The 21,491-nt window shown below is 60.7% G+C and carries 25 protein-coding genes, 1 pseudogene and 1 riboswitch; of the genes and pseudogenes, 13 read left to right on the top strand and 13 right to left on the bottom strand.

What is annotated here, in order from left to right; all coding sequences use genetic code 11:
• Positions 1 to 144: 144 nt before the first annotated feature.
• Positions 145 to 235: riboswitch (glycine riboswitch) on the top strand.
• Between the two features lie 138 nt (positions 236 to 373).
• Genes gcvT through gcvP form a run of 3 tightly spaced genes read left to right on the top strand, consistent with a single transcriptional unit; the run spans position 374 to position 4,781 of the window.
• Positions 374 to 1,519: a glycine cleavage system aminomethyltransferase GcvT gene (gene gcvT / locus IVB22_RS05890; protein ID WP_247516366.1), complete on the top strand. Its 1,146-nt coding sequence runs from the start codon at positions 374 to 376 to the stop codon at positions 1,517 to 1,519.
• Positions 1,520 to 1,535: 16 nt separating this feature from the next.
• Positions 1,536 to 1,901: a glycine cleavage system protein GcvH gene (gcvH, locus tag IVB22_RS05885; RefSeq protein WP_247516365.1), complete on the top strand. Its 366-nt coding sequence runs from the start codon at positions 1,536 to 1,538 to the stop codon at positions 1,899 to 1,901.
• 12 nt (positions 1,902 to 1,913) lie between these two features.
• Positions 1,914 to 4,781 carry an aminomethyl-transferring glycine dehydrogenase gene (gene gcvP, locus IVB22_RS05880; RefSeq protein WP_247516364.1) on the top strand — a complete coding sequence of 956 codons (2,868 nt, stop codon included), beginning with the start codon at positions 1,914 to 1,916 and terminating at the stop codon, positions 4,779 to 4,781.
• Positions 4,782 to 4,888: 107 nt separating this feature from the next.
• Here the strand turns inward: gcvP and IVB22_RS05875 are convergent, their stop codons facing one another.
• The 3 genes from IVB22_RS05875 to recA form a co-directional block, all read right to left on the bottom strand.
• Positions 4,889 to 5,860: a hypothetical protein gene (locus tag IVB22_RS05875; protein WP_247516363.1), complete on the bottom strand. Its 972-nt coding sequence runs from the start codon at positions 5,858 to 5,860 to the stop codon at positions 4,889 to 4,891.
• Positions 5,857 to 6,774 (bottom strand): hypothetical protein, encoded by a 918-nt coding sequence (locus IVB22_RS05870; RefSeq protein WP_247516362.1) that lies wholly within the window; start codon positions 6,772 to 6,774, stop codon positions 5,857 to 5,859. The genes IVB22_RS05875 and IVB22_RS05870 overlap by 4 nt, the downstream gene beginning before the upstream one ends.
• A 217-nt stretch (positions 6,775 to 6,991) precedes the next feature.
• On the bottom strand, positions 6,992 to 8,080 hold the full coding sequence (gene recA, locus IVB22_RS05865; protein ID WP_214488537.1) for a recombinase RecA: 1,089 nt from the start codon (positions 8,078 to 8,080) through the stop codon (positions 6,992 to 6,994).
• Positions 8,081 to 9,104: 1,024 nt separating this feature from the next.
• Here recA and IVB22_RS05855 point away from each other — a divergent pair.
• The 8 genes from IVB22_RS05855 (at position 9,105) to IVB22_RS05820 (ending at position 14,065) form a co-directional block, all read left to right on the top strand.
• Entirely contained in the window at positions 9,105 to 9,317 is a 213-nt protein-coding gene (locus tag IVB22_RS05855) for a hypothetical protein (RefSeq protein WP_247516360.1), read from the top strand.
• Between the two features lie 636 nt (positions 9,318 to 9,953).
• On the top strand, positions 9,954 to 10,154 hold the full coding sequence (locus tag IVB22_RS05850) for a hypothetical protein (protein WP_247516359.1): 201 nt from the start codon (positions 9,954 to 9,956) through the stop codon (positions 10,152 to 10,154).
• Between the two features lie 663 nt (positions 10,155 to 10,817).
• Entirely contained in the window at positions 10,818 to 11,111 is a 294-nt protein-coding gene (locus IVB22_RS05845; RefSeq protein ID WP_247516358.1) for a hypothetical protein, read from the top strand.
• 216 nt (positions 11,112 to 11,327) lie between these two features.
• Positions 11,328 to 11,567, top strand: coding sequence for a hypothetical protein (locus tag IVB22_RS05840; protein ID WP_247516357.1), 240 nt, complete (start codon positions 11,328 to 11,330; stop codon positions 11,565 to 11,567).
• Positions 11,568 to 12,057: 490 nt separating this feature from the next.
• Positions 12,058 to 12,237 carry a hypothetical protein gene (locus tag IVB22_RS05835; protein ID WP_247516356.1) on the top strand — a complete coding sequence of 60 codons (180 nt, stop codon included), beginning with the start codon at positions 12,058 to 12,060 and terminating at the stop codon, positions 12,235 to 12,237.
• Between the two features lie 149 nt (positions 12,238 to 12,386).
• Positions 12,387 to 12,581, top strand: a complete 195-nt coding sequence (locus IVB22_RS05830) for a hypothetical protein (RefSeq protein WP_247516355.1) — start codon at positions 12,387 to 12,389, stop codon at positions 12,579 to 12,581.
• A gap of 850 nt (positions 12,582 to 13,431) precedes the next feature.
• Positions 13,432 to 13,659: a hypothetical protein gene (locus IVB22_RS05825; RefSeq protein ID WP_247516354.1), complete on the top strand. Its 228-nt coding sequence runs from the start codon at positions 13,432 to 13,434 to the stop codon at positions 13,657 to 13,659.
• A gap of 163 nt (positions 13,660 to 13,822) precedes the next feature.
• Positions 13,823 to 14,065 (top strand): hypothetical protein, encoded by a 243-nt coding sequence (locus IVB22_RS05820; protein WP_247516353.1) that lies wholly within the window; start codon positions 13,823 to 13,825, stop codon positions 14,063 to 14,065.
• A gap of 6 nt (positions 14,066 to 14,071) precedes the next feature.
• Here IVB22_RS05820 and IVB22_RS05815 read toward each other — a convergent pair whose 3' ends face one another.
• The 3 genes from IVB22_RS05815 to IVB22_RS05805 form a co-directional block, all read right to left on the bottom strand.
• Entirely contained in the window at positions 14,072 to 14,407 is a 336-nt protein-coding gene (locus IVB22_RS05815) for a PilZ domain-containing protein (protein WP_247516352.1), read from the bottom strand.
• Between the two features lie 109 nt (positions 14,408 to 14,516).
• The gene (locus IVB22_RS05810; protein ID WP_025590163.1) at positions 14,517 to 14,747 is read right to left on the bottom strand and encodes a hypothetical protein; all 231 of its coding nucleotides are present in this window, start codon (positions 14,745 to 14,747) and stop codon (positions 14,517 to 14,519) included.
• Positions 14,748 to 14,923: 176 nt separating this feature from the next.
• Positions 14,924 to 15,199, bottom strand: coding sequence for a hypothetical protein (locus IVB22_RS05805; protein ID WP_247516351.1), 276 nt, complete (start codon positions 15,197 to 15,199; stop codon positions 14,924 to 14,926).
• Between the two features lie 237 nt (positions 15,200 to 15,436).
• Here IVB22_RS05805 and IVB22_RS05800 point away from each other — a divergent pair, with 237 nt between their 5' ends.
• On the top strand, positions 15,437 to 15,898 hold the full coding sequence (locus tag IVB22_RS05800) for a PaaI family thioesterase (protein ID WP_247516350.1): 462 nt from the start codon (positions 15,437 to 15,439) through the stop codon (positions 15,896 to 15,898).
• Positions 15,899 to 16,338: 440 nt separating this feature from the next.
• On the opposite strand, the pseudogene IVB22_RS41865 reads toward IVB22_RS05800, so the two are convergent.
• The 5 genes and pseudogenes from IVB22_RS41865 to IVB22_RS05780 form a co-directional block, all read right to left on the bottom strand.
• Positions 16,339 to 16,441: pseudogene (locus IVB22_RS41865) on the bottom strand (IS5/IS1182 family transposase); the annotation flags it as partial.
• 65 nt (positions 16,442 to 16,506) lie between these two features.
• Positions 16,507 to 16,902 (bottom strand): response regulator, encoded by a 396-nt coding sequence (locus IVB22_RS05795; protein WP_247516349.1) that lies wholly within the window; start codon positions 16,900 to 16,902, stop codon positions 16,507 to 16,509.
• A gap of 9 nt (positions 16,903 to 16,911) precedes the next feature.
• Positions 16,912 to 17,283 (bottom strand): response regulator, encoded by a 372-nt coding sequence (locus IVB22_RS05790; protein WP_247516348.1) that lies wholly within the window; start codon positions 17,281 to 17,283, stop codon positions 16,912 to 16,914.
• 301 nt (positions 17,284 to 17,584) lie between these two features.
• Positions 17,585 to 18,991, bottom strand: a complete 1,407-nt coding sequence (locus IVB22_RS05785) for a sodium:proton antiporter (RefSeq protein WP_247516347.1) — start codon at positions 18,989 to 18,991, stop codon at positions 17,585 to 17,587.
• Positions 18,992 to 18,997: 6 nt separating this feature from the next.
• Entirely contained in the window at positions 18,998 to 19,135 is a 138-nt protein-coding gene (locus IVB22_RS05780; RefSeq protein WP_247516346.1) for a hypothetical protein, read from the bottom strand.
• 84 nt (positions 19,136 to 19,219) lie between these two features.
• On the opposite strand from IVB22_RS05780, the gene IVB22_RS05775 reads away from it, so the two are divergent.
• On the top strand, positions 19,220 to 19,951 hold the full coding sequence (locus tag IVB22_RS05775; protein ID WP_247516345.1) for a CPBP family intramembrane glutamic endopeptidase: 732 nt from the start codon (positions 19,220 to 19,222) through the stop codon (positions 19,949 to 19,951).
• A 162-nt stretch (positions 19,952 to 20,113) separates the two neighbouring features.
• On the opposite strand, the gene IVB22_RS05770 is transcribed toward IVB22_RS05775, so the two are convergent.
• Positions 20,114 to 20,329: a hypothetical protein gene (locus tag IVB22_RS05770; RefSeq protein ID WP_247516344.1), complete on the bottom strand. Its 216-nt coding sequence runs from the start codon at positions 20,327 to 20,329 to the stop codon at positions 20,114 to 20,116.
• 81 nt (positions 20,330 to 20,410) lie between these two features.
• A complete protein-coding gene (locus tag IVB22_RS05765; protein WP_247516343.1) occupies positions 20,411 to 20,572 on the bottom strand; it encodes a DUF2934 domain-containing protein in 162 nt (53 codons plus the stop codon).
• Positions 20,573 to 21,491: the final 919 nt, after the last annotated feature.

Here is a 21,491-nt window from a genome sequence, read left to right as displayed (position 1 = left end):
AGACAAGGCCGCCTGCGGTGTCCAGAAACTGTGCAGGCGGATCATAGGCTTGCCGCAGCACACACGAAGGGCGCGCACATCCCGTTGATAATGCTGCGGCTACGTTGACAGGCTTGGCAGGCCTGTGTTTCCCTCTTATCTGTAAGACGTCACGTCGGGAGAGATCGGCTTCAGCGCCGGCGCCGAAGGAGCAACCGCCCCGGAAACTCTCAGGCAAACGGACCGCGTGACGAAATAGCATCTGGAAAGAGACGCCGAAGGCCTTGGGCCCGGGGGCGTCCGCCGACGGGATAATACTCTCAGGCACAGCGACAGATGGGGCTTTCTTTGGGTTTTCGGAGGCTGGTCTCCGGAACCCATGAGGGCCTGACGGATGCTGGCGAGAGAAGAATCCTCACTAAAACGCACCCCATTGCACGCGCTCCATGTGGCGCGCGGCGGCAAGATGGTTCCCTTTGCGGGCTACGAGATGCCGGTGCAATACCCGGCAGGCGTCCTGAAGGAGCATCTGCATACAAGAAGCGCCGCCGGCCTGTTCGACGTCTCGCATATGGGCCAGCTCGCGCTACGTCCCAAATCGGGCCAGGTCGCCGATGCGGCGCTGGCGCTGGAGCGGCTGGTGCCGCAGGACATCGTGGCGGTTGCGCCGGGACGGCAGCGCTACGCGCAGTTCACCAATGTCGAGGGCGGCATTCTCGACGATCTGATGGTCGCGAATTTCGGCGACCACCTGTTTCTGGTCGTCAACGCCGCCTGCAAGGCCGAGGACGAGGCGCATCTGCGCGCGCATCTTTCTGAAGCCTGCATCATCGATTCGCTGGCTGATCGCGCGCTGATAGCGCTGCAGGGCCCCAAAGCCGAATCCGCACTGGCCAAATTCTGTGCAGACGTGACCACGATGCGGTTCATGGACACTGGTCCCCGGAAAGTGGCCGGCTTCGACTGCTTCGTCTCGCGCTCCGGCTATACCGGCGAAGACGGTTTTGAGATTTCGGTTCCGGCCGAACATGCCGAGACGCTGGTGACGGCGCTTTTGGAAAATGCGGACGTGCTGCCGATCGGTCTCGGCGCCCGCGACAGCCTGCGGCTGGAGGCCGGGCTCTGCCTCTATGGCCACGACATCGACACCACGACGACGCCGGTCGAGGGCGCACTGGAATGGTCGGTGCAGAAGAGCCGCCGCACCGGCGGCGCCCGCGCCGGAGGATTCCCCGGTGCCGAAAAAATCCTCTCCCATTTTGAAAAGGGTGTGTCGCGCCGCCGCGTTGGCTTGCGCCCAGAGGGGCGCGCGCCGGTGCGCGAAGGCGCAGTGCTGTTCGCGGACGCCGCCTCGAGCGAACCGATCGGCAAGGTCACCTCGGGCGGCTTCGGCCCGAGCCTCAATGCTCCGGTTGCAATGGGCTACCTGCCGACATCGCTCGCCGCAAACGGCACGCAAATATTTGCCGAGGTCCGCGGCCAGCGCCTGCCGCTGCAGGTCGCGCCCATGCCCTTCGTTCCCAACACCTATAAACGCTAGATCACGAGGACGTTTCATGACGACGTTGTTCACATCCGACCACGAATGGCTCCACATCGAGGGCGATGTCGCCACCATCGGGGTCACCGACTACGCGCAATCGCAGCTTGGCGACGTCGTGTTCGTCGAACTGCCCAAGGTCGGCCGCTCCCTGAAAAAGGCTGAAGCCGCCGCCGTGGTCGAATCGGTAAAGGCCGCCTCCGACGTCTACGCGCCGATCTCGGGCGAGGTCCTCGAAGTCAACGAGGCGCTCGCCGCCGAGCCCGCGCTGGTGAATTCCGACGCCGGCGGCAAGGCCTGGTTCTTCAAGCTGAAGATCGCGGACAAAAGCGAACTCGGCGGCCTGATGGATGAGGCCGCCTACAAGGCCCATACGGCTTAAGGAAAGCACGCCATGAACGCGCCGCTCAAGACCACTGCCGAAGCCGCCACCGATTTCGTGCGCCGGCATATCGGCCCCTCGCCCCGCGACATCAGCGCGATGCTGGAAAGCGTCGGCGCGAACAGCCTCGGCGAACTGATGGGCCAGACGCTGCCCTCCTCGATCCGGCAGAAGGCGCCGCTCGATCTCGGGCGCGCGTTGAGCGAGACCGAGGCGCTGGCGCATATGCGCGAGCTGGCATCGCAGAACCAGGTGTTCACCTCGCTGATCGGGCAAGGCTATTCCGGCACCATCCTGCCGGCGGTGATCCAGCGCAACATCCTGGAAAACCCGGCCTGGTACACGGCCTACACGCCGTATCAGCCGGAAATCAGCCAGGGCCGGCTGGAGGCGCTGTTCAACTTCCAGACCATGATCTGCGATCTCACCGGGCTCGACGTCGCCAACGCCTCGCTGCTCGACGAAGCAACCGCCGCGGCCGAGGCCATGGCGCTCGCCGAACGTGCCTCGCAAGCGAAATCGAAATCGTTCTTCGTCGATGCGGAAGTGCATCCGCAGACGCTCGCGGTGCTGCGCACCCGGGCCGAACCCCTGGGCTGGAATCTGATCGTCGGAGATCTCCTCACCGATCTCGATTCTGCCGAGGTTTTTGGCGGACTGCTGCAATATCCTGCTACCTCGGGCGCGGTGCGCGACCTCAGGCCGGCGATTGCGGCATTGCGCGCCAAGGGCGCGCTTGCCGTCGTCGCCGCCGATCTGCTGGCGCTGACGCTGATCGCCTCGCCCGGCGAACTCGGTGCCGATATCGCTATCGGATCGGCGCAACGCTTTGGCGTGCCGATGGGCTATGGCGGCCCGCACGCGGCCTATATGTCGGTGCGCGATTCGCTAAAACGCTCGCTGCCCGGCCGCATCGTCGGCCTGTCGGTGGATTCGCGCGGGGCGCCGGCCTATCGGCTGGCGCTGCAGACCCGCGAGCAGCATATCCGCCGCGAAAAGGCCACCTCCAACATCTGCACCGCGCAGGTGCTGCTGGCGGTGATCGCCTCGATGTACGCGGTCTATCACGGACCCGAAGGGCTGACGCATATCGCGCGTACCGTGCACCGGCGCGCGGTGGTGCTGGCGGCGGGGCTGGCAAAACTCGGCTTTGCGCCGACGTCGCAGGCGTTCTTCGACACGATCACGGTTCAGGCCGGCGCGAAGCAGAATGAAATCGTTACGCGGGCGCTGGCTGAAAGGATCAATCTGCGCATCGGTAACGGCACGCTCGGCATTGCGGTCGACGAGACCACCACGCCTGCCGTCGTCGAGGCGGTATGGCGCGCATTCGGCGGCACGCTTTCCTATGCGGATGTCGAGGTCACCGCGCGCGAAACGCTTCCCCTCGAACTGAAGCGCGACAGCGCCTTCCTCATCCATCCCGTGTTCCATACGCACCGTTCCGAGACCGAGCTGTTGCGCTATATGCGCAAGCTCAGCGACCGCGACCTCGCGCTCGACCGTGCGATGATCCCGCTCGGCTCCTGCACCATGAAGCTGAACGCCACCACGGAAATGATCCCGCTGACCTGGCCGGAGTTCGGCAGCCTGCATCCGTTTGCACCCGCCGAGCAGGCGCGCGGCTATCACGCGCTGTTCAAGCGGCTGGAGCAATGGCTGTGCGACATGACAGGCTATGACGCGATCTCGCTGCAGCCGAATTCCGGCGCGCAGGGCGAATATGCCGGGCTGCTCGCGATCCGCGCCTATCATGCCGCGCGCGGCGAGCCGCATCGCAAGGTGTGCCTGATCCCCTCCTCCGCGCACGGCACCAATCCGGCCTCCGCACATATGGTCGGCATGGAGGTGGTGGTGACCGCCTGCGACGCGCGTGGCGATGTCGATGTCGACGATCTCCGCGCCAAGGCGGAGAAGCATTCGAAAAACCTCGCCGCCGTGATGATCACCTATCCCTCGACGCATGGCGTGTTCGAGGAGCACATCCGCGATATCTGCGACATCGTTCATAGCCATGGCGGACAGGTCTATCTCGACGGCGCCAACATGAACGCGCAGGTCGGCCTGTCGCGGCCCGGCGATTACGGCGCCGACGTCTCTCACCTCAACCTGCACAAGACCTTCTGCATCCCGCATGGCGGCGGCGGCCCCGGCATGGGCCCGATCGGCGTGAAGGCGCATCTTGAACCTTTCCTGCCGGGGCATCCCGCAAGGGACGGCAGCGTGCCGGTCGGACCGGTGTCTGCGGCGCCGTTCGGGTCGGCATCGATCCTGACCATCTCCTACATCTACATTTTGATGATGGGCGGCGAAGGTCTCACGCGCGCCACCGAGATCGCGATCCTGAACGCGAACTACATCGCCAACCGGCTCGATCCGCATTTCCCGGTACTCTACCGGAATGCCAAGGGCCGCGTCGCCCATGAATGCATCGTCGATCCGCGCCCGCTCAAGACCACGAGCGGCGTCACCGTCGACGATATCGCAAAGCGTTTGATCGACTACGGCTTCCATGCGCCGACCATGAGCTTCCCGGTACCGGGCACGCTGATGATCGAGCCGACCGAATCGGAATCGAAGGCGGAACTGGATCGTTTCTGCGACGCCATGATCGCGATCCGAAGCGAGATCACGGAGATCGAGATCGGCCGCTGGAAGGTCGAAGCCTCGCCTTTGCGCCATGCTCCGCACACCGTGCACGACATTGTCGATGATGCGTGGAGCCGCGCCTATAGCCGCGCCACGGGTTGTTTCCCCGACGGCGTCTCGCGCACGGACAAATACTGGAGCCCGGTCGGGCGCGTCGACAACGTCTATGGCGACCGCAATCTGGTGTGCTCATGCCCGCCGGTGGCGGATTACGCGCAAGCGGCGGAATAGCTTCGTAGGATGGGTGGAGCGAAGCGATACCCATCGCGGTCGTCACCACGGGTGCGGCACGATGATGGGTTTCGCTGCGCTCTACCCATCCTACGGGTCTACCCCCGCTACGGCACGAGCAGGACGGGGTCCCAGCGCCACAGCCGGTCGTTGGTCAGCCGCGTGCCCCCCCACCAGCGATCGATCGGGTTATGCCGGCTGAAATCCTCGGTGCCCGCCAAAATTGCCTTGCCAAGCGCGGTGAGCGATAGCCGGCTTTCCTTGTATCGCTCGTATCGTTCGGGCTCATCGTACATCTCGAGCGTGAACGGCCACTCCGCAAGGCCTGACACGGCCGGCACCGGAGCAAGCGCAAGCTTTTCCAGGATAGTACCGGCTTCCCAATAGTCGAACACGCGGCGCTGAAAATGAGGAAACACGCGGAACGGATGCTCGTAACCCGCCGCGATCAATTCCAGAATTCGCAGTTCGGACGCGCCAAGCCCCGTTGTGCGCCCCGGTAGCTCTTCGAGCATTTCCAGCACACATCGCCTAAGCTGCGGCAGGATGCTCAAATCCCTCCCCAACAGATTGAACCACGCGTGTGGCGTCGGTGCCCGGTAGGCCTGCCACGCAAGGCTTGCGACCTCAAGATGGTCATCGGTGATGGCGACGCCCATGAACTTCGATTTGGCGAGACGCGCCGGCTCTGCCTCGCCGAGAGAGACGTCCACGTGTCGCAAAACCATCCTTGAGGTTTTCGCCCGCGGGCCGAGATAATCCAATAGCCAGATCAGCACCAGTTGGGCATTCGGCTCCGTTCCCATCCAGAGTTCGACCGTTTCGCAACGTTCGCAAGCCTCGGTCAACCCGAGATCCTTGAAGCCGAATAGCTGACGGCGCTGCCGGGGCTGAGAATAAAGCCAACTCGAGTCCGGCCCTTGCGTCGTCCTTGCTTCCAAAAATGCTGCAAGCTCCGCATCGGAACGTGGCGGTCCCCAAACCATCCGAAGCTCGGTGGCAATCACCAGATCGGCAAGACCGGCCGATACAACGCAGCCCGCACTTGAGGAATCTGCCGTCAGGATCAAACGCGTCATCGCACGCCTCGTTCGGACTGCCTGCGGGAGGGCTTGATCAGCGCCGGATTCCAGCGCCACAGATTATCGTTGGTCAGGTGCGTGCCGCCCCACCAGCGGTCGATTGGATTGTGCCGGCTGAAGTCTTCCTTGTGGGCGACAATGGCCTTGCCGAACTCGGTAAGCGACAGGCGGCTGCGCAAGTAGGCCCCATGGCGATCCCTCAGGTTCTCCCGCGCAAGTGTGCGCAGTTCCTCATCAAGGCCCGCCACGGCCGGTTTGGGCCCGAACGCCAGCCCGTCGAGCAGATAGCCGATTTCCCATTCGCCGAAGATGCGCGTGCCGCGGATAGTCCGCAGATGAAACAGCGGATTGGTGTTCGCAAATCCCCACGCCAACATCTCCAGTAGCCGCATTTCGGTGGCTCCGAGCCCGGTCCCGCCGGAGGGCAGCTCTTCGAGCAGTTCGACAAGGGCCGGTCTCAGCAGCGGCAAGGCGCTCAGATTGCTGGAAAGCAGATCGAAGCAGGCTTCCGGCGTCGGTGAACAATACGCCTGCCAGCTCCGGCTTGCCGTATTCAATTCCGCCTCCGTAACGGGCAAATCGAACACCTCAAACCTGCGAAGTTCCTCCTCGCGCGCGCCAAGCAAATCAAAGTCAACAAGGCGAAAAACCAGTTTCGCTGCAGTCTTCGGGTGAGACCGAAAGTGATCGAGCAACCAGATCAGTTGCAACTGGTGGTTTGGGTGCGGGTCGAACCACAGTTCGATCGCGTCGTAGGCCTCGTAGAATTCGACAAGGCTGAGGTCTAGTCTTTCCTCGTCGTCAGCAGGCCCCCGGCGGGCATAATCCGACCAGTGATAACCCCTATCCTGTTCCTCCGAACGCGTTCCGAGATAGGCCGAAGCTCGTCCGGGGACGGCAACTGCCCCCACGCGAAGCGATAGCAGAAGTGGATGAGAAAGTCGGCGAGGCCCGCATCAAGAAGACCGAATCCGGACGTATTGGTTAGGATCAGACGCTTCATAAGCCAATCACCTGCGCACGCATAATCACCAAACAAAACGGGCGCTGAAGACGTCGGCAACTCAACGTCTACAACACCCGTCCGTCCGTTTCAGGCCTTAACCCCTGAAGCGTTTCTGAAACTTATTATTCCTCCGCCGGCTCCTCGCCGTCGGCGTCGCGCTCGGCGGGGCCGGCGAGGATCTGTTCGGCGATCAGGCCGGAGTTCTGGCGGATTGCCGTCTCGATCTTGGCGACCATGTCGGGATTGGCCTTGAGGAACGCTTTCGAGTTCTCACGGCCTTGGCCCAGCCGCTGGCTGTCATAGGAGAACCAGGCGCCGGATTTCTCGACGATGCCGGCCTTGACGCCGAGGTCGAGGATCTCGCCCATCTTGGAGACACCCTCGCCATACATGATGTCGAACTCGACCTGCTTGAACGGCGGCGCCAGCTTGTTCTTCACCACCTTGACGCGGGTGGTGTTGCCAACCACTTCGTCGCGCTCCTTGATCGCGCCGATGCGGCGGATATCGAGGCGGACGGAGGCGTAAAATTTCAGCGCGTTGCCGCCGGTGGTGGTTTCCGGCGAGCCGTACATCACCCCGATCTTCATGCGGATCTGGTTGATGAAGATCACCATGGTGTTGGACTTGTTGATCGAGGCGGTAAGCTTGCGCAGCGCCTGGCTCATCAGCCGCGCCTGCAACCCCGGCAGCGCGTCGCCCATCTCGCCCTCGAGTTCGGCCTTCGGCACCAGGGCCGCCACCGAATCGACCACCAGCACGTCGACCGCGCCGGAGCGCACCAGCGTGTCGCAGATTTCCAGCGCCTGCTCGCCGGTGTCGGGCTGTGAGATCAGGAGCTCGTCGATGTTGACGCCGAGCTTGCGTGCATAGACCGGATCGAGCGCGTGTTCGGCGTCGATGAAGGCGCAGATGCCGCCCTTCTTCTGTCCCTCCGCCACCGTGTGGAGCGCCAGCGTGGTCTTGCCCGAAGATTCCGGCCCGTAGATCTCGACCACGCGTCCCTTCGGCAACCCGCCGACGCCGAGCGCGATATCGAGCCCGAGCGAGCCCGATGAAATGGTCTCGATATCCATCGAGCGGTCGTTCTTGCCCAGCTTCATCACCGAGCCCTTGCCGAACTGGCGCTCTATCTGGGAGAGCGCGGCGGACAGGGCCTTGGTCTTATCCATGGAGGATCCTTCGACGATACGCAGGGCAGTGGCGGACATAGTATGTGCTCCTTATGGCGGGGATTCGCGAGCGGGACAAACGGGCGGAGGCAAGTTCGGGATTCGATGGCGTATAGGGATCTTGTACCACGTTTGTTCTATGTTCGCAATATGTTCTTTTCCGGGTGGCCCCTTTCCATTCCCCGCTAAGGTAATTGGTCCCTTTTGATTTTTGAGGTTGCCCTTTTTGCTCCACGCCAGCGCCGCGATCTTGCCGCGCCCTGTTCATCAGCCAAAGTGGGTAGCCGGAACAGAAAAAGGCCGCCTTAGTTGGCGGCCTCTTCTTCATCATCATCCTCTAACAGCGCCATATTGGCTTTGAGCGCCTTGGCCTATTTCCGGCCAGTACGCAGGCTCTTGATCACGAAAACAGAAAGACCCCGATCAGCAAACCTGCTGCAAATGCCCAGAGGCCTAATGTGCAAGCCGACACAATGCGGACGAGAATACGGAGGTCCTGCGGGATCTCGTGGGATCGATCCATCATTTGCAGCCGTCCCCCTGAGCAGCAATTGCTGGGGCAGTCCTTTATGGCCGGGCGGCACCCCGGCCGCCCGGCCACGCATTAGATCCCAATTCCGGCCCCGTCTGTCCGGTTTCCGACATTTTCGGTGGCCTGATTTGAACTGGCGAGTGGCCGGATTCGGCCAGCACCCGGGCACTGGTACTGCCTGTTTTAACCCCCTAGTGGCTTAGGAACCGGCCGGAAGAAAATACGTTAACTTTTATCACCGCCCGGTACGTGGCTTTTATCGGTGATGAGAACGCCCGGTAGCGCTCCCGCCTTCCTCTAATGGAAAGGAGCGCGCCATGTTAACAGGGCGTCGTTTCAAACGACTCGATCCACTCGATACGCGCCTTTCAACAGAGGCCGAGCGTCTGCGGAAAGAAGCGCGAGGCACTCAGCCTGGAGTGGAGCGCGACAGGCTCATCCGTAGAGCGAGGCTTGCGGAAACCGCCTCGCACATGAACCAGTGGCTTTCCTCCCCCGGGTTAAGGGTTCCGACCTGAAGGCAAGCACGCCATGCACACCTCATTCACCGACAGCGACACCTTGGGCAAGTTCAACCCTCCCTCCTACGCGAACTGGCTTGCCAAACTTCGCACCCTGTTTCCTGTGCCGGATGAATTCCTTCTGGCGGATACGATCTTCAGTTTCGAAAACGCATTCGAGGAAGGAAAGACGCCGCAGCAGGCTTACGAGGCGTTCGATATTTTGGTCAGTGCGGAGGCTTAAACAGCAGCCCCAGCCGCCTCAGTTGGCGGCCTCTTTCATTTACAATCCTTTGCCGTCGTCTTTGTCGCGCTCGTAGTCGAAGTCAAACCGATACTGTTCACGAAGAGTTCGCCCTTTATGAAAAGAAGGACGAACATTTTATTGTGCATCGTCGCGGTCGCCGTCGGTTCATCTATGTGGACGATGTGAATGACGCAATTATCTTGCGAGGCCGCGCTACGCGGCCGGCCCCACCCGCAACGTAGCGGTTCGTGTCCTTAATTCTCCTCTCTAGGTGCCATTAGAAAAAACGGCCCCGGCCTTTCTCCGCCTGACCGGGGCCGCCAACTCTCAGCTGGGCTTGGGGGCTGGAACAGCCGAGAGCCACGGCTAGACTCCCGCCGGGAACATTGGTTCCAATTTCCTAGTGGCCCTAATCTGCCGGCACGGCTGTCTAGCAGCACCTCGGCTATGCGGGTACTGGCCTGTTTCGACCCCTAATGGCCTAGTTTTGAAATTGGGAGTGGCCTAGTGTGCGGAACCGGCCGGGAAGGAGTGCGTTGACGTTCATCACCGCCCGGTACGTGGCTTTTATCGGTGATGAGAACGCCGGTTGCGCTCCCGCCATCCTCTAGCAGGCAGGGAACGGAGCGCGCCATGGACAAGCGGCGTCATTTCAAACGACTCGATCCGCTCGACACGCGCCTTTCAGCAGAGGCCGAGCGTCTGCGGAAAGAAGCGCGAGGCACTCCGCCTGGAGTGGAGCGCGACAGGCTTATTCGCCTGGCGCGGCTTGCGGAAACCGCCTCCCACATGAACCAGTGGCTTTCCTCCCCTGGGTTGAAGGTTCCGATCTAATAGTAAAGGCCGCCTCAGTATGGCGGCCTCTCCCCAGCGCGTCGTTGGCCTTTGTTCACTTTGGAACATAACCGCTACATCCTCATTGCTTACGATCACCGGCCGAGGTTCTGCCCGTAGGCGTCGGTGCCTGAGAGACCGATAGCGCTCCCGCCTGCACAGCCAGTGGGGGGAGCGCGCGATGTTCCAAGACAGCATTAAACGGCCGTGTTGCTCGAAGCTGACCTAGATGCGAGCAACCCCCGAAACTTGGCTCTTCGCCGCCTCGATCGGTTGGTGTGCCGCGCTGGCTTGCGGCCTGGTTTATATAATCTTGATCGTCGCGCTGTGAGGCGAAGGGTCGCCTCAGTTGGCGGCCTCGTTCATTTCCGGCTGTCCAGTTCCGAATGTTCGGGAGGATGCCGCACTCGTCTGCAAGCCTGCACCACCAGCGTCGATACTCACGCTTCCCAGGGAAGATCGTTGTATTCTGACAATATGAGCGGCCACTTTCCGGCAGGTCAGACCTTTGAACCTTCGGCACTTGGAATTTTGGGTGCTGGTCTGTTTCCGGCTTCAGTGGCCGGTTTTGAAATCGGTAGTGGCCTGATTTGACCCGAACGTGATTGCCGCTTCTTCCCGGCTGGCGGTAGATTGTCGCGAACCCAACCTGGAGGATTCCCCATGCGCTTGCTTCTCGCCTCAACCGCCGTTGCGCTTCTATTCGGTCTTTCGCCCGCGTCTGCCATGTGTGGTGGCGGTGGCCAGCAAGCCGGAATGTGCGGCGCGCCGGCGGCCTCCAAGAGCATGTCCGAAAGGGTTGCCAAGGATTGGCCGGCGGCTCCTAGCCAGGCTCAGCCGGAACAGAAGTCGGGCACGGGCATGGGCGGCTGCCCCTGCTGCAAAAACATGGCGATGATGATGGACGGCATGAAGTCCGATGACCCGCATAAGGGCATGGATATGCCGAAGCAGTGAGGTCGATGAGGCCGCCGGTTGGCGGCCTCTTTCATTATAGGCCCTCTGAGTTGGCCTATTTCGGCCAGTACCAGGGATTTGGCACTGGCCTGATTCCAACCTCAGTGGCCTCTTTGATTTTGGCAGTGGCCTGAATTTGATTTCTGTCGGCTACTCGACAGACGAAATGAAATCACCGGCCTTTAATTAGCGATGGGTGGGCTTAAGAGGGACCCCATGGCTCGGCAGCGTAAGCGCGTCAATCACACGGCGACCTTTGAAGAGCGGCTAGCGGAAGAGGCGATTAGATTTAAAGAAGCCGCTGAAAAGCAACCTCCCGGCAGCATGGCCCGAGAACTGCTTTTGCGGCGTGCCCGGCAGGCCGAGACGGCCGCTCATGTCAATGAGTGGCTGAGATCGCCTGGACTGCGGCCCCCTACCTCATTTGAAAACTTGCTGTCCGATCAGAAGAAGTAAGGCAGCACCCCAGTGTCCTGGACTGGCAAGGGGACCGCAAGTGAAGGACTAGCGAGCCTCGCTGGAGAAGCTTCGGAGCGCTGCAGCCGAAGCGGCGCTGATCCGGGACCTTGCAACGGACACGACCAAACGCGAAATGTTCGACCGACTGGCCAAGCAATTGGGCCAACTGGCTGATGACGTTGAGCAGGCCATGAACGCGCCAAAAGCCGGCTAGAGTTGCCCCGTCCGCATTTGGCCCCCGATCTGCCGGAGACCCGCCTGAGGACGAGCCCAATCCAAGTCTATGTGTCCGTCGTCTATCTCGCCTGCGCCCGGCTACTTATAACTCCTGAACGATGAGTGACGCCGCAACCAGTAGCGTGCCTGCCTGGACACAGTGCCCGCCTTAAGTTCACTTTTGTACTGTTCCCCCGGAACGGATTCCGCCGCAGCGCGTAATCGCCTCGGAAGCAACGGATAGTAACGGGTAGTAACGGGGAACCAGATTGTGGCGGGTAAAAAATATCTAACGGAACAAGCGGCAACCTTTCTCAAATTTGCAATGGCCACCACGGATCCGGATGTCGCCGCAGGCTTTCTCGAAAAGGCCGCCGACCTTTCGGCCAGGAGTAAAGAGGCGCCGGACGCCAGCCCCCGGGCGCCTGATGTGGAGCAGCCGGAAAGCTAGCTCTCGCGGTGGGGCCGCCAACGGGCGGCCTCATCGTTTCATCGGTCCATCTGCAATTCGAGGTGACTGGTGACGTCACTTACAATTTTAGGCGTGCTTGCAGCTTCGCCTGAACCGTCCGTCAAGATGCGTACGCTACGAATTACTACATGCACATACAGGTTGCCTTCACCCCCGAACCCATCCTGCCGATGCTTCAGCAGCATGGCGCCGATCTGCTCACACGGCTCTTGAGCCTCAGCCGCACCCCGGAGCCCTCGCGGGTGCCGCCGCCGGTCCGGCCGGACGCGCCGTCGAGACCCCATATGCCGCCGCGGCAGCCTTATCCATCGCGCCAGGAATAGGCGCCGGCAATTCCATCGGCGGTGGCCTTGCAGGCCATGGCGGGAATCGCAACCCCGCTGCGATCGGCGACGCCCAGCCAAACGACCCCGCCGCATGGGGCTATGCAGCGAGGTCGCCGACGACGGCGGAAATCTGGAGGACTACCCCGCCCTCGCGAACAGATACGCCCGCCGCAAGGCCCCGTTTCAGCGTGCAAATTATCGGGCAATTCGCCTCGGGCGGCGTTGAACCTTTTTCATTCCGCCCAGACAAAACCTTGCCTGGGACATTGCATCACTCGGGGAATAGGCCTGCGCCGCCAAGCGACCATACTCCGCTTGCGCGGCGCAGTGCTTTTTAGCGGGCCGGCGCGGGAATTCGGACGCGGCCGCGGGGTTCAAACGCATACCGCGCCAGATTTCGGCCCCGCCGATGCGCGGCATATGTATTTCTCAGCAGGTGGAATATGGAACCTTGTGGTTCCGCTCCCGTTATTGGGGAGAGTGCGGGAGATTTCCATGAGCCGCAAAGGCGTAGGATGTGCGCTGACGAGGTCGGAAACCCGGGGTTCTGGCAGCAGCAATATCGTAGCGGCGACCTGGTCAGGACGGGAAAGACCGAGGCACGGCTTGCCCAATTGGCCATGCGCCGCGTTCAGTTGAGGATCGATTGCGAACCATCCGGCACGCGCCAACTAACGTCCTGATTGGGATCCCCACGGGTTATTCCCGGCCCCTCTCCACTCCTTCGCAGGCACCGGCGCCTGATCAAGTCTCATATCGTTGCTCATTTCGTTGCATTGACTAATATTTGCAATCTTAAGTATCAGGCTCGGATTCGAAGCGGTCGGGGCCGCAGCGGGATTTTTATATGATCTACAAGGGCGTTGAGTTCACCGTGACGGCGGTCGCTCCGGGCATTTGGACATGGCAATTTCACATCGGTGACAGGGTCATCGCGGGCAAGACCGAAGCCAAGCTCAATCTGCTGGCCATTCGGCGGGTCCAGCTTCGGATCGATCGGGAGCTAAAAAAGGCCGAACGGGATCAACCCGCTTCGCGGGATCCTTCTGCTGGCCGCACGTCGGAAAAGTCTTAAGCGATTACAGCAGGTTACGACGACATGATGACGTGACTCATATGCCCGCATTGGCCCGTAAAAACCCGGGGTTGATCTTTCCGCGCCTCAGGAATCCACTCCACCCGCCCTTGCGCATGCTCTGGGCCAACGGCGGCCCATTTTGCATCTGGTTCAGCTTGCCATGCCGGTTTTCTTCTTCAGCGTTCGACTTGGCGAGGATGCATCCGTCAACAACGACGGTGCGGAGTTTGCCGACCATAACGCTGCCTGGAAGGAAATGACCGGCGTCTGCGGCGACATGATCGCGGACATTTCCCGAAAACTTTCCGAAAACGCCGAGTGGCAGATGGAATTGCTGGACGAATCCAAGAAGCCGGTATTCCGGATTCGCCTGGTTGCGGAGACGCTGCAGGACACCGATTGAAAAGCGCTAGGCGTGCGCCTTTTTGGGAGCCGCATCCGGTTCACCGGCCGGCGCAGCGCCCTTTCGCAGCTCCCGGGCGGAGATGAATCGGACGCCGACCAATTCGCCCTTGCGCCAGATCAACGTGCATACCCGCCGTACCTCGCCGCCCGCGGTCAGCGAAAGGCCGAACACCTTCGGCACCGCCAGGTCGCCCACGTCGAGGCAGGCGCCGTTCTCTGAAATGTCGAGGATGTAGCACTGGATCCATGGCGCATCCGGCGCCGGAATCAGGAATCCCGGCTTGCGCAAGTCGACCCGAACGAACTTACGGGCACCTAGGTCTTTGCGGTCTCTCGCCATGATTTCTCCTGCGCGGGGAAGTACTAGGCGGAATACCTGAATACCGAGTTATCGGAATTCGGCAAAAATCGAGGTTTGATATCAATTCTGGTGTGCAGGCGGACGTCGCCTAATCGGCACTGGCAAGCCGGCGCATCGTGAATTCGATGTCGCCATCGGGCAGCTCGCGCCAGCTTTCGACCGAGCTCATGTAAGCCGCCTTGGGGTAGCGGTCGAGAAAGTCGCGCGCCCTCGCCCTGGCCTTGTCGCGTGGCAGCGTAAAGGTCTCGCGCAGATAGCCGTCGTCCGGCTTGCGCCGGCCGGCCATCCGGCTCGCGAGATCGCGCGGGCGAAAGACCATGTCGTAACTCCAGACATAGGACGACAGGTCGAATATAGGGGTGGCGGCGAACGAATCCTACTCGCCGCTTGCGCCAGCGCGTTTTCCAGCGAAGTGGGGACGGTTCGCGTCAAGAAAACGCGTCAAATCAAAAATCTAGAGTCCCGTTCCGATTCCATCGGAACGGGACTCTAGGGTTACTGGCTGCTGCTGCCGGTCTTGCTCTTCTTGGCAGGCGCGGCCGCGGCCTTGGGAGCGTCGGTGCTGCGCACGGTGCCCCAGGGATCGGAAGAGGCCTTGGCGTCGGGGATCTTCCTCAAGGAATCCTTATAGGCTTTCTCCTTGATCGCATCCGCCTCCTTCTCCTCCGCCGATTTGGACATGAGTTCCGGCATCAGGTTGATGTTGGGGGTCTGCGCGTAGGCCGGCACCGTCAACAACACCACCACCGCGGCCGCGCTCAGCATTCTCATAACGCTCTCCTTTGGGACGCTGACTTTGCGTTTCCGGGAAGGATACCACCGGCTTAACCGCCTCGCCAAGCACGGGCGCCCCCACCTTTGGTTCGACGCGGCGGACGCGCCCCGCGAAGCGCGGGCCGGACTCGCAGGATTTCGCGCCGTATTTGTGGCCCACCGCCGCTGTTCCCTTCGCCGCAATGAGCACTACAATACGGCCTGCGACACGATCAGGCGAGGAATCGGGCGTTCATGCAGCAACAGCCACAAGCAACGGAATTCGGCATCGCGGAAGCCAGGCGCGTGCTTGGCGAGGTATTTGCGCCCTGGGTGATGGATCTCAATCTCTCGATCGAGCGCTTCGACTTTGCCCCGCCCTCCGATGCCGCCGACTGGCAGCCGGGCGCGATCCTGCGCCTGCCGTTCTCGGAGCGACTGTGCCGCAACGGCGCCACGGTCTCGGGCCAGGCGCTGATGGCCTTTGCCGACACCGCGATGGTGATCGCCAACCTCGCAGCCAACCGCGGCTATCGGGCCATGACCACGGTCGACCAGACCACGCATTTCATGCGCGCGGTCTCGGCCTCCGACGTGCTGGCCGATGCGCGCGTGGTCCGGCTCGGGCGCACCATGAGCTTCGGCCGCGTCACGCTTCTCGGCGCCACCGACAACAAGCCGGTGGCGATGGTCTCGAGCGCGTTCGCGATGCTTTAGGGAATCGTAGGGTGGGCAAAGGAGCGTCAGCGACGTGCCCACCATCTATCGCTAACGTTGCTTCGAAATGGTGGGCACGCTTCCGCCTTCGCTCTTCGAGCTACGGCGGACAAGTCGCTTTGCCCACCCTACAAGATAACGCGCCCTATCCGATCCATTCGATGCGGGCACAATATCGTCCCCCGTAGTTCTCTCGGCTTGCCGGAACATGATTCCTCTGGCGTCCTGACGTCAAAATCTGTCAGGAGCGAACCATGGTCAAAACTGTTCTCGTGATGGCGACCATCACCCTTATCGCATGCGCCGCGGTGATCGTAATTTACGAACTCGTCTCTCGTGGACGCCACCCGCAGGCCGGTCCCCCGCCGCGACGCCGAGCGTTTTAAGAAACGAGCTGGTGTAGCGGCGGCCGATGCCCTCACTAGATCGCACAACGAGAGCTAGGGCGTGGACCCATTAGCGCGTAGCCAGATCCGGAATAGATGCGAGTTTGACGAACGCCAGATAGTTGGCTGCGAGCTTGTCGTAGCGGGTCGCCGCGCGGCTTGTGCCACTGGTTGGCCCCGATCGCGAATGACCCACAACGGACACGCAACCAAGGGAGCTGGTTATTGCCTCTTTGACTGGTCGCTCATCGCCGAATTGATCATGTCAGCGAAGTGTTCAATCAAGAATGGCTTGTGCAGTACTGGCTTGTCGGCAAACAGGGCTGGCCTGCCAGCCGGCCCATAGCCGCTGACGAATACAAACGGCAGACTTCGCGCCGCAACGATCTGCGCGATGGGACTGATATTGAAGCCAGCGACGTTGATGTCGAAAATCGCCAAATCGAATACGGAAGTGCGGGCCAACGGTTCGGCCGTCTCAATACTACCCGCCTCGGCAACTACTCGATGCCCAAGCTCCTCAAGGATCTCGACGATCATCATCCGGATGAGGATCTCGACGATCATCATCCGGATGAGGGCCTCGTCCTCGACCAAAAATATGGACGCCCCCTTCATATCGGCCCCTCAACTGCTCGGATTACCGACGTTCAAAAGCTGAGACACGGCCGTGACAAGTTGGGCAGGGGCGAAGGGCTTCACGAGTAAGATGCTGTTGGGCACGCCGTGCGAGGCCCAATCGCGAGCAGCTGCACCCGTCATGTAAATGATGGGAAACTCCGGTTCGATCTGTCGGGCCTGTTTCGCGACCTCCCACCCCGTCATACGGCCCCTCAGGTTGATGTCCGTGACCAGCGCCCGATAGTTCATGACGTTTCCTTTGATCAAGGTCACAGCTTCTTCGGCTGATGGGGCAATCGCGGTTTCGAAGCCGGCTTCCTCTAAGGCTTCCTCGACCATGGTTTGGATCAAAACTTCGTCCTCAACGATGAGGACCATAGGTAGATTTTCCACTTGTTTCCCACCTGCAAAAAGGTTCCATGCCGAAACGCAGCAAGTGACGGGTAGTTCCGCATAAAGGTGCAAAAGTGGACATTTGGGCACCGCCCGACGATCCCAGCACCAGGCAGCCAGGCCAAGACACACAAGCGCTTCTGGCCCTAAACGGCCCTGCCTAGTCAGGCGATCGATGTCCGGGTCATAAGGGGAAAGCGGACTTCGACGGGTGGACGCGCGTCAAAGCTCTGTAATTGACCTGAAGCGACGTCTCATTCGGTCTGGCCTCAAAAGTCCAATTGGCTCACAGGAAAAAGATGAGAGTAACCACCGCGAATATTGGCAGAAGAAACGCCACAGCCCATGCCAGATAGCCGAAGAAGCTCGGCATTTTTACACCGCTTTTTCTCGCGATAGCATAAACCATGAAATTCGGAGCGTTGCCGATGTAAGTGTTCGCTCCCATGAACACGGCCCCGGCTGAGATGGCTGCGAGCGTCAAAGCACCGCTTGTCATCAAGTTTTTTGCATCCCCGCCCGCGAGCTCGAAGAACACTAGATAAGTTGGGGCATTGTCCAAGAATGAGGACAACAAGCCGGTCATCCAGAAATAAGCGGCATGATTTGGGGTCCCATCTGAATGGGTGACAATGCTCACAAGCGGAGCGAATGCGCCGGATTTTCCAGCGTTGAGCATGGCAATAACAGGGATGATGGTAACGAAAATCCCTGCGAAAAGTTTGGCGACCTCAACCATTGGCGCCCATGAAAAGCCGTTGGCGTCGTGATCAGAGGAGGACGTCCATGCGAGCGACCCGAACACCACTCCTAGCATAACTGCGTCGCGCACGACGTTGCGCAGCTCGATCGTTGTGCCGAAAACTTCGACGCTTCCGAGGTTGACCATTGCACTGAAAAGGAGAGCGCCGATGATTACGCCCATGAGAACAAAATTGACGCCACCGCTGACGCGCAACGGGTCGTCAGGGGTCGGATCGGGCGGGCTATGTCCATCTTTGCGATAGAGAAAGGTATCGATCACGAAGAAGAGGGTCAGTAGAAGGCCGACAACCAACGCTGTCTGGGGCAATAGATGGGTCGTCGTCCAGAAGAAATCGACGCCTCGCAAGAAACCGAGGAATAGAGGGGGGTCTCCGAGTGGAGTAAGGGAGCCGCCAATGTTCGAGACCAAAAATATGAAAAAGACGACTATGTGCACGTTTCTCCGACGATCGTCGTTCGCCCGCAGCACAGGTCGGATCATGACCATCGACGCGCCGGTTGTCCCGATCAGGCTCGCCAGAAGCGTGCCGACCGCAAGCAACATGGTATTCACGACGGGCGACCCGTGCAGATTTCCCCTCACGGCGATACCACCTGCGACCGTGAACAGTGCAAGGAGCAGCAGGATGAACGGGATATATTCTAGCAATAGCGTGTGCACGAGCGCATGCGACGTCGTTGATACGCCTGCCGAAAACACGAGGGACACCAGAGCCAACCCCGCCCACGCGAGCGCTATCTTGCCTTGGTGATGCTCCCAAAAATGCGGTGCCACGAGTGGGAACAAGGCGATAGAGAAAAGCATCCCAGCAAAAGGCAGCGCCCAGCCAAGACCCATCCGCGCCCCATCCAGATCGGCTGCAAGCGCTTCTGAGGGCAAAAATATCGCAATGACAATGGCGAGGAGAATCCCCCGATCGCTCCGCATTTCAGCCTACGTCCGTCCAGATCGCTGACGGAGGTAATGTGAGGCTAGCCCTGCGGCCGCAACCAGGAACGGAAGCGCTAACAGGAACGCAAAGGAGCGGTCGAGCGCAGCGAGCCAGACACCAAGGTCGGTAAAGTAACTCATCCTCTACTCCTAGCACGAACTGTGCAGCCGACCAACTCTGGGGCTATCGTATTCAAGGTCATGGGGCCAACTTGAGAAGCAAAGATGGACGACCGACAGCAAAATCCCGTTCCGGGCCGGATTGGCGTTGGGCTCTCGGTTGTCTTGTTCGGCGTCCCTGCACTGCTGCTTTGGCTGGCTACAACTCAGTTGCTGCCCGTCCTGGTGGAACGGGGGTGGGAACCTCTTTTGGCGTGGTTCGCGAGCGGCGCGCTTGTCTTGGCACCGCTCCTCGCCGCCGCATTGCTCGGCGCGTGGATGGCACTGCCAGCGCCATCGGTGCCCGCGGTCCTGGAGCACTTGCGCGTTCGCCGTCTGAGCGGCGAAGAGTGGCGCCTGGCCGGACTTGTGCTCCTGTTTACCTTCGCAGCTGTCGCTGGTTTACAGCTTTTCAACGCAAGCGTCTGGCCGGGATTGCCGCCTCATCCTTCCTTCATGGCGGTTAGGCCGCTAGAGATTGGTCAATACTACATTCTTGCGCTCTGGCTGCCGTTCTTTGTGCTCAACATTATCGGCGAGGAGTTCTGGTGGCGCGGGTTCATCCAGCCGCGCCAGGAGCCGGTGTTCGGTCAAAGCACCTGGCTCGTCCAGGGACTTCTTCATGGCCTCTTTCACTTCAGTTTCGGCTTTGGCGTCGTGTTTCTCCTGATGCCGGTCGTGCTCGCTATACCGTGGGCCGTACAGAGCACGCGGAATACGTCGGTCGGCATCGTCATCCATGCGGGCGTCAATGGTCCGGGGTTCTTGGTTGTGACGCTCGGCCTCATACCAACCTGATGCCCACGGCAGCATAGTGTGGGCACGTCCGCTATTGGGGCACATAGCGTCGTTTCGCTGCGATGCGGAATTTGGTCCGCTATCATCGCATAGCGGACCTGACAAGCCGTCCGCTCGGTAAATTTATGGGTTCACGCCCTAATTGCGCGTCATCGAAAAGGGCTATCGCTGTTTCGGATCACCAGGCGGATCATCGCCCCGATCTTTCCGGCTGACGTGTTGAGCACGCGCCTTGTCCGCTGGCTGCTCCTGTCCCCGCTCGTCGCGAACGATGCCCTGCTGCGCTGAGCTTCGGTCCTCAGGCTTCGGCATGCCCGCCTGGCCGCCATGCTTGCCACCCACGTCCTGCTGGCCTTCCAAATCGTTTGCTCTTGCCATTTGAGAACTCCGGTGGGCCGCAGATCTTGGACTGGTGATCGTCCGGCATGTGCAGGGATCACCGTTGGTCGTTCGACAGTGTTACAGCGTGTCGGGCGTGCGTGTCGGCGAACCCTTGTCCTCGTTGCGCAGCTCTTGTTCAGCCAAGTGCCAAAACTCGTCTTCTCGACCTTCGGGCCGACCCGCCTGCTCCCAAAGCTGATACGCTCGCGCGTCGATTTCCTGTTTGCTCGGTTCAGCCACTGCGTTTCTCCGAGTTGGAGCGCAGCCCATCCTTCAGGCGTATTGAGCACCCGCGGGACGTGCCAGACCAGCTTGGAGGCTGGCCTTTCGGATTCAAGTCCACATGAAGCCGTTAGTTCCTCGCCGAGGCTGCCCCACAAGACAAAGGCCAAGCGGGCGTTACACCGCTTGGCCTTTGCCGGGACTGTCCCGCTCCTCGCTAGGATTCCGTCTCCGGTAACAGAACCGCGAACCGGCAGAAACGTTCCAGCCGACGCGGGAGTTGTAATAATCCTGACTAGTAGAGATCAGTTCGTAGGGTGGGCAAAGGAGCGTAGCGACGTGCCCACCATCTATCATCGAGCGCGCTTCCAAATGGTGGGCACGCTGTGCTTTGCCCACCCTACAGACTACGGTCTGCGGGCTGATTTGCTTCGCGCACAAGCGCGATCTCATGCACCAACTGCGACAAATCAACACGACGGGCAAATCAGTCAAAACCTGTCCAGCCCCATTTGCAAAAATATTCCGCTTAACTTGTCACGCAAATCATCTGCATAACTCCGCCCGTCTCACGGCAGATGAGGGGCGTTGGCCATCGTCACGAACGTGCGGTGAGATGCGATGGACGCTGATGGCGCGATAGACGTACGCGCCTGATGCGTACGGCGAAGTCGTGTGGTTCTGATGCCGCGGTGCTGGCGTTAAGTTGCGTGCAAGCGCAGCGACGGTGGCAAGAAAGCCGTTCACCGGGAAGAGCACGAAGTAAGCCGTAAAGCCATTGCGCAGGGAAGGCCGGGATGCTCCCGCTGAACCTGTATGCTCGTGTGCGTGTTCTTCTGTGCACGTTGCACACGAGACCGCGGGTGCAGCGCGCACCCGGTCTTCCCTGCGCCCTCTGATTTTCGAGGAGGGCAAACGAAGATGCAAACCTCGGGCG

Source organism: Bradyrhizobium sp. 190 (genome assembly GCF_023073415.1).
Classification (GTDB): Bacteria; Pseudomonadota; Alphaproteobacteria; order Rhizobiales; family Xanthobacteraceae; genus Bradyrhizobium.
This window is presented reverse-complemented; position numbering and strand designations above follow the sequence as displayed.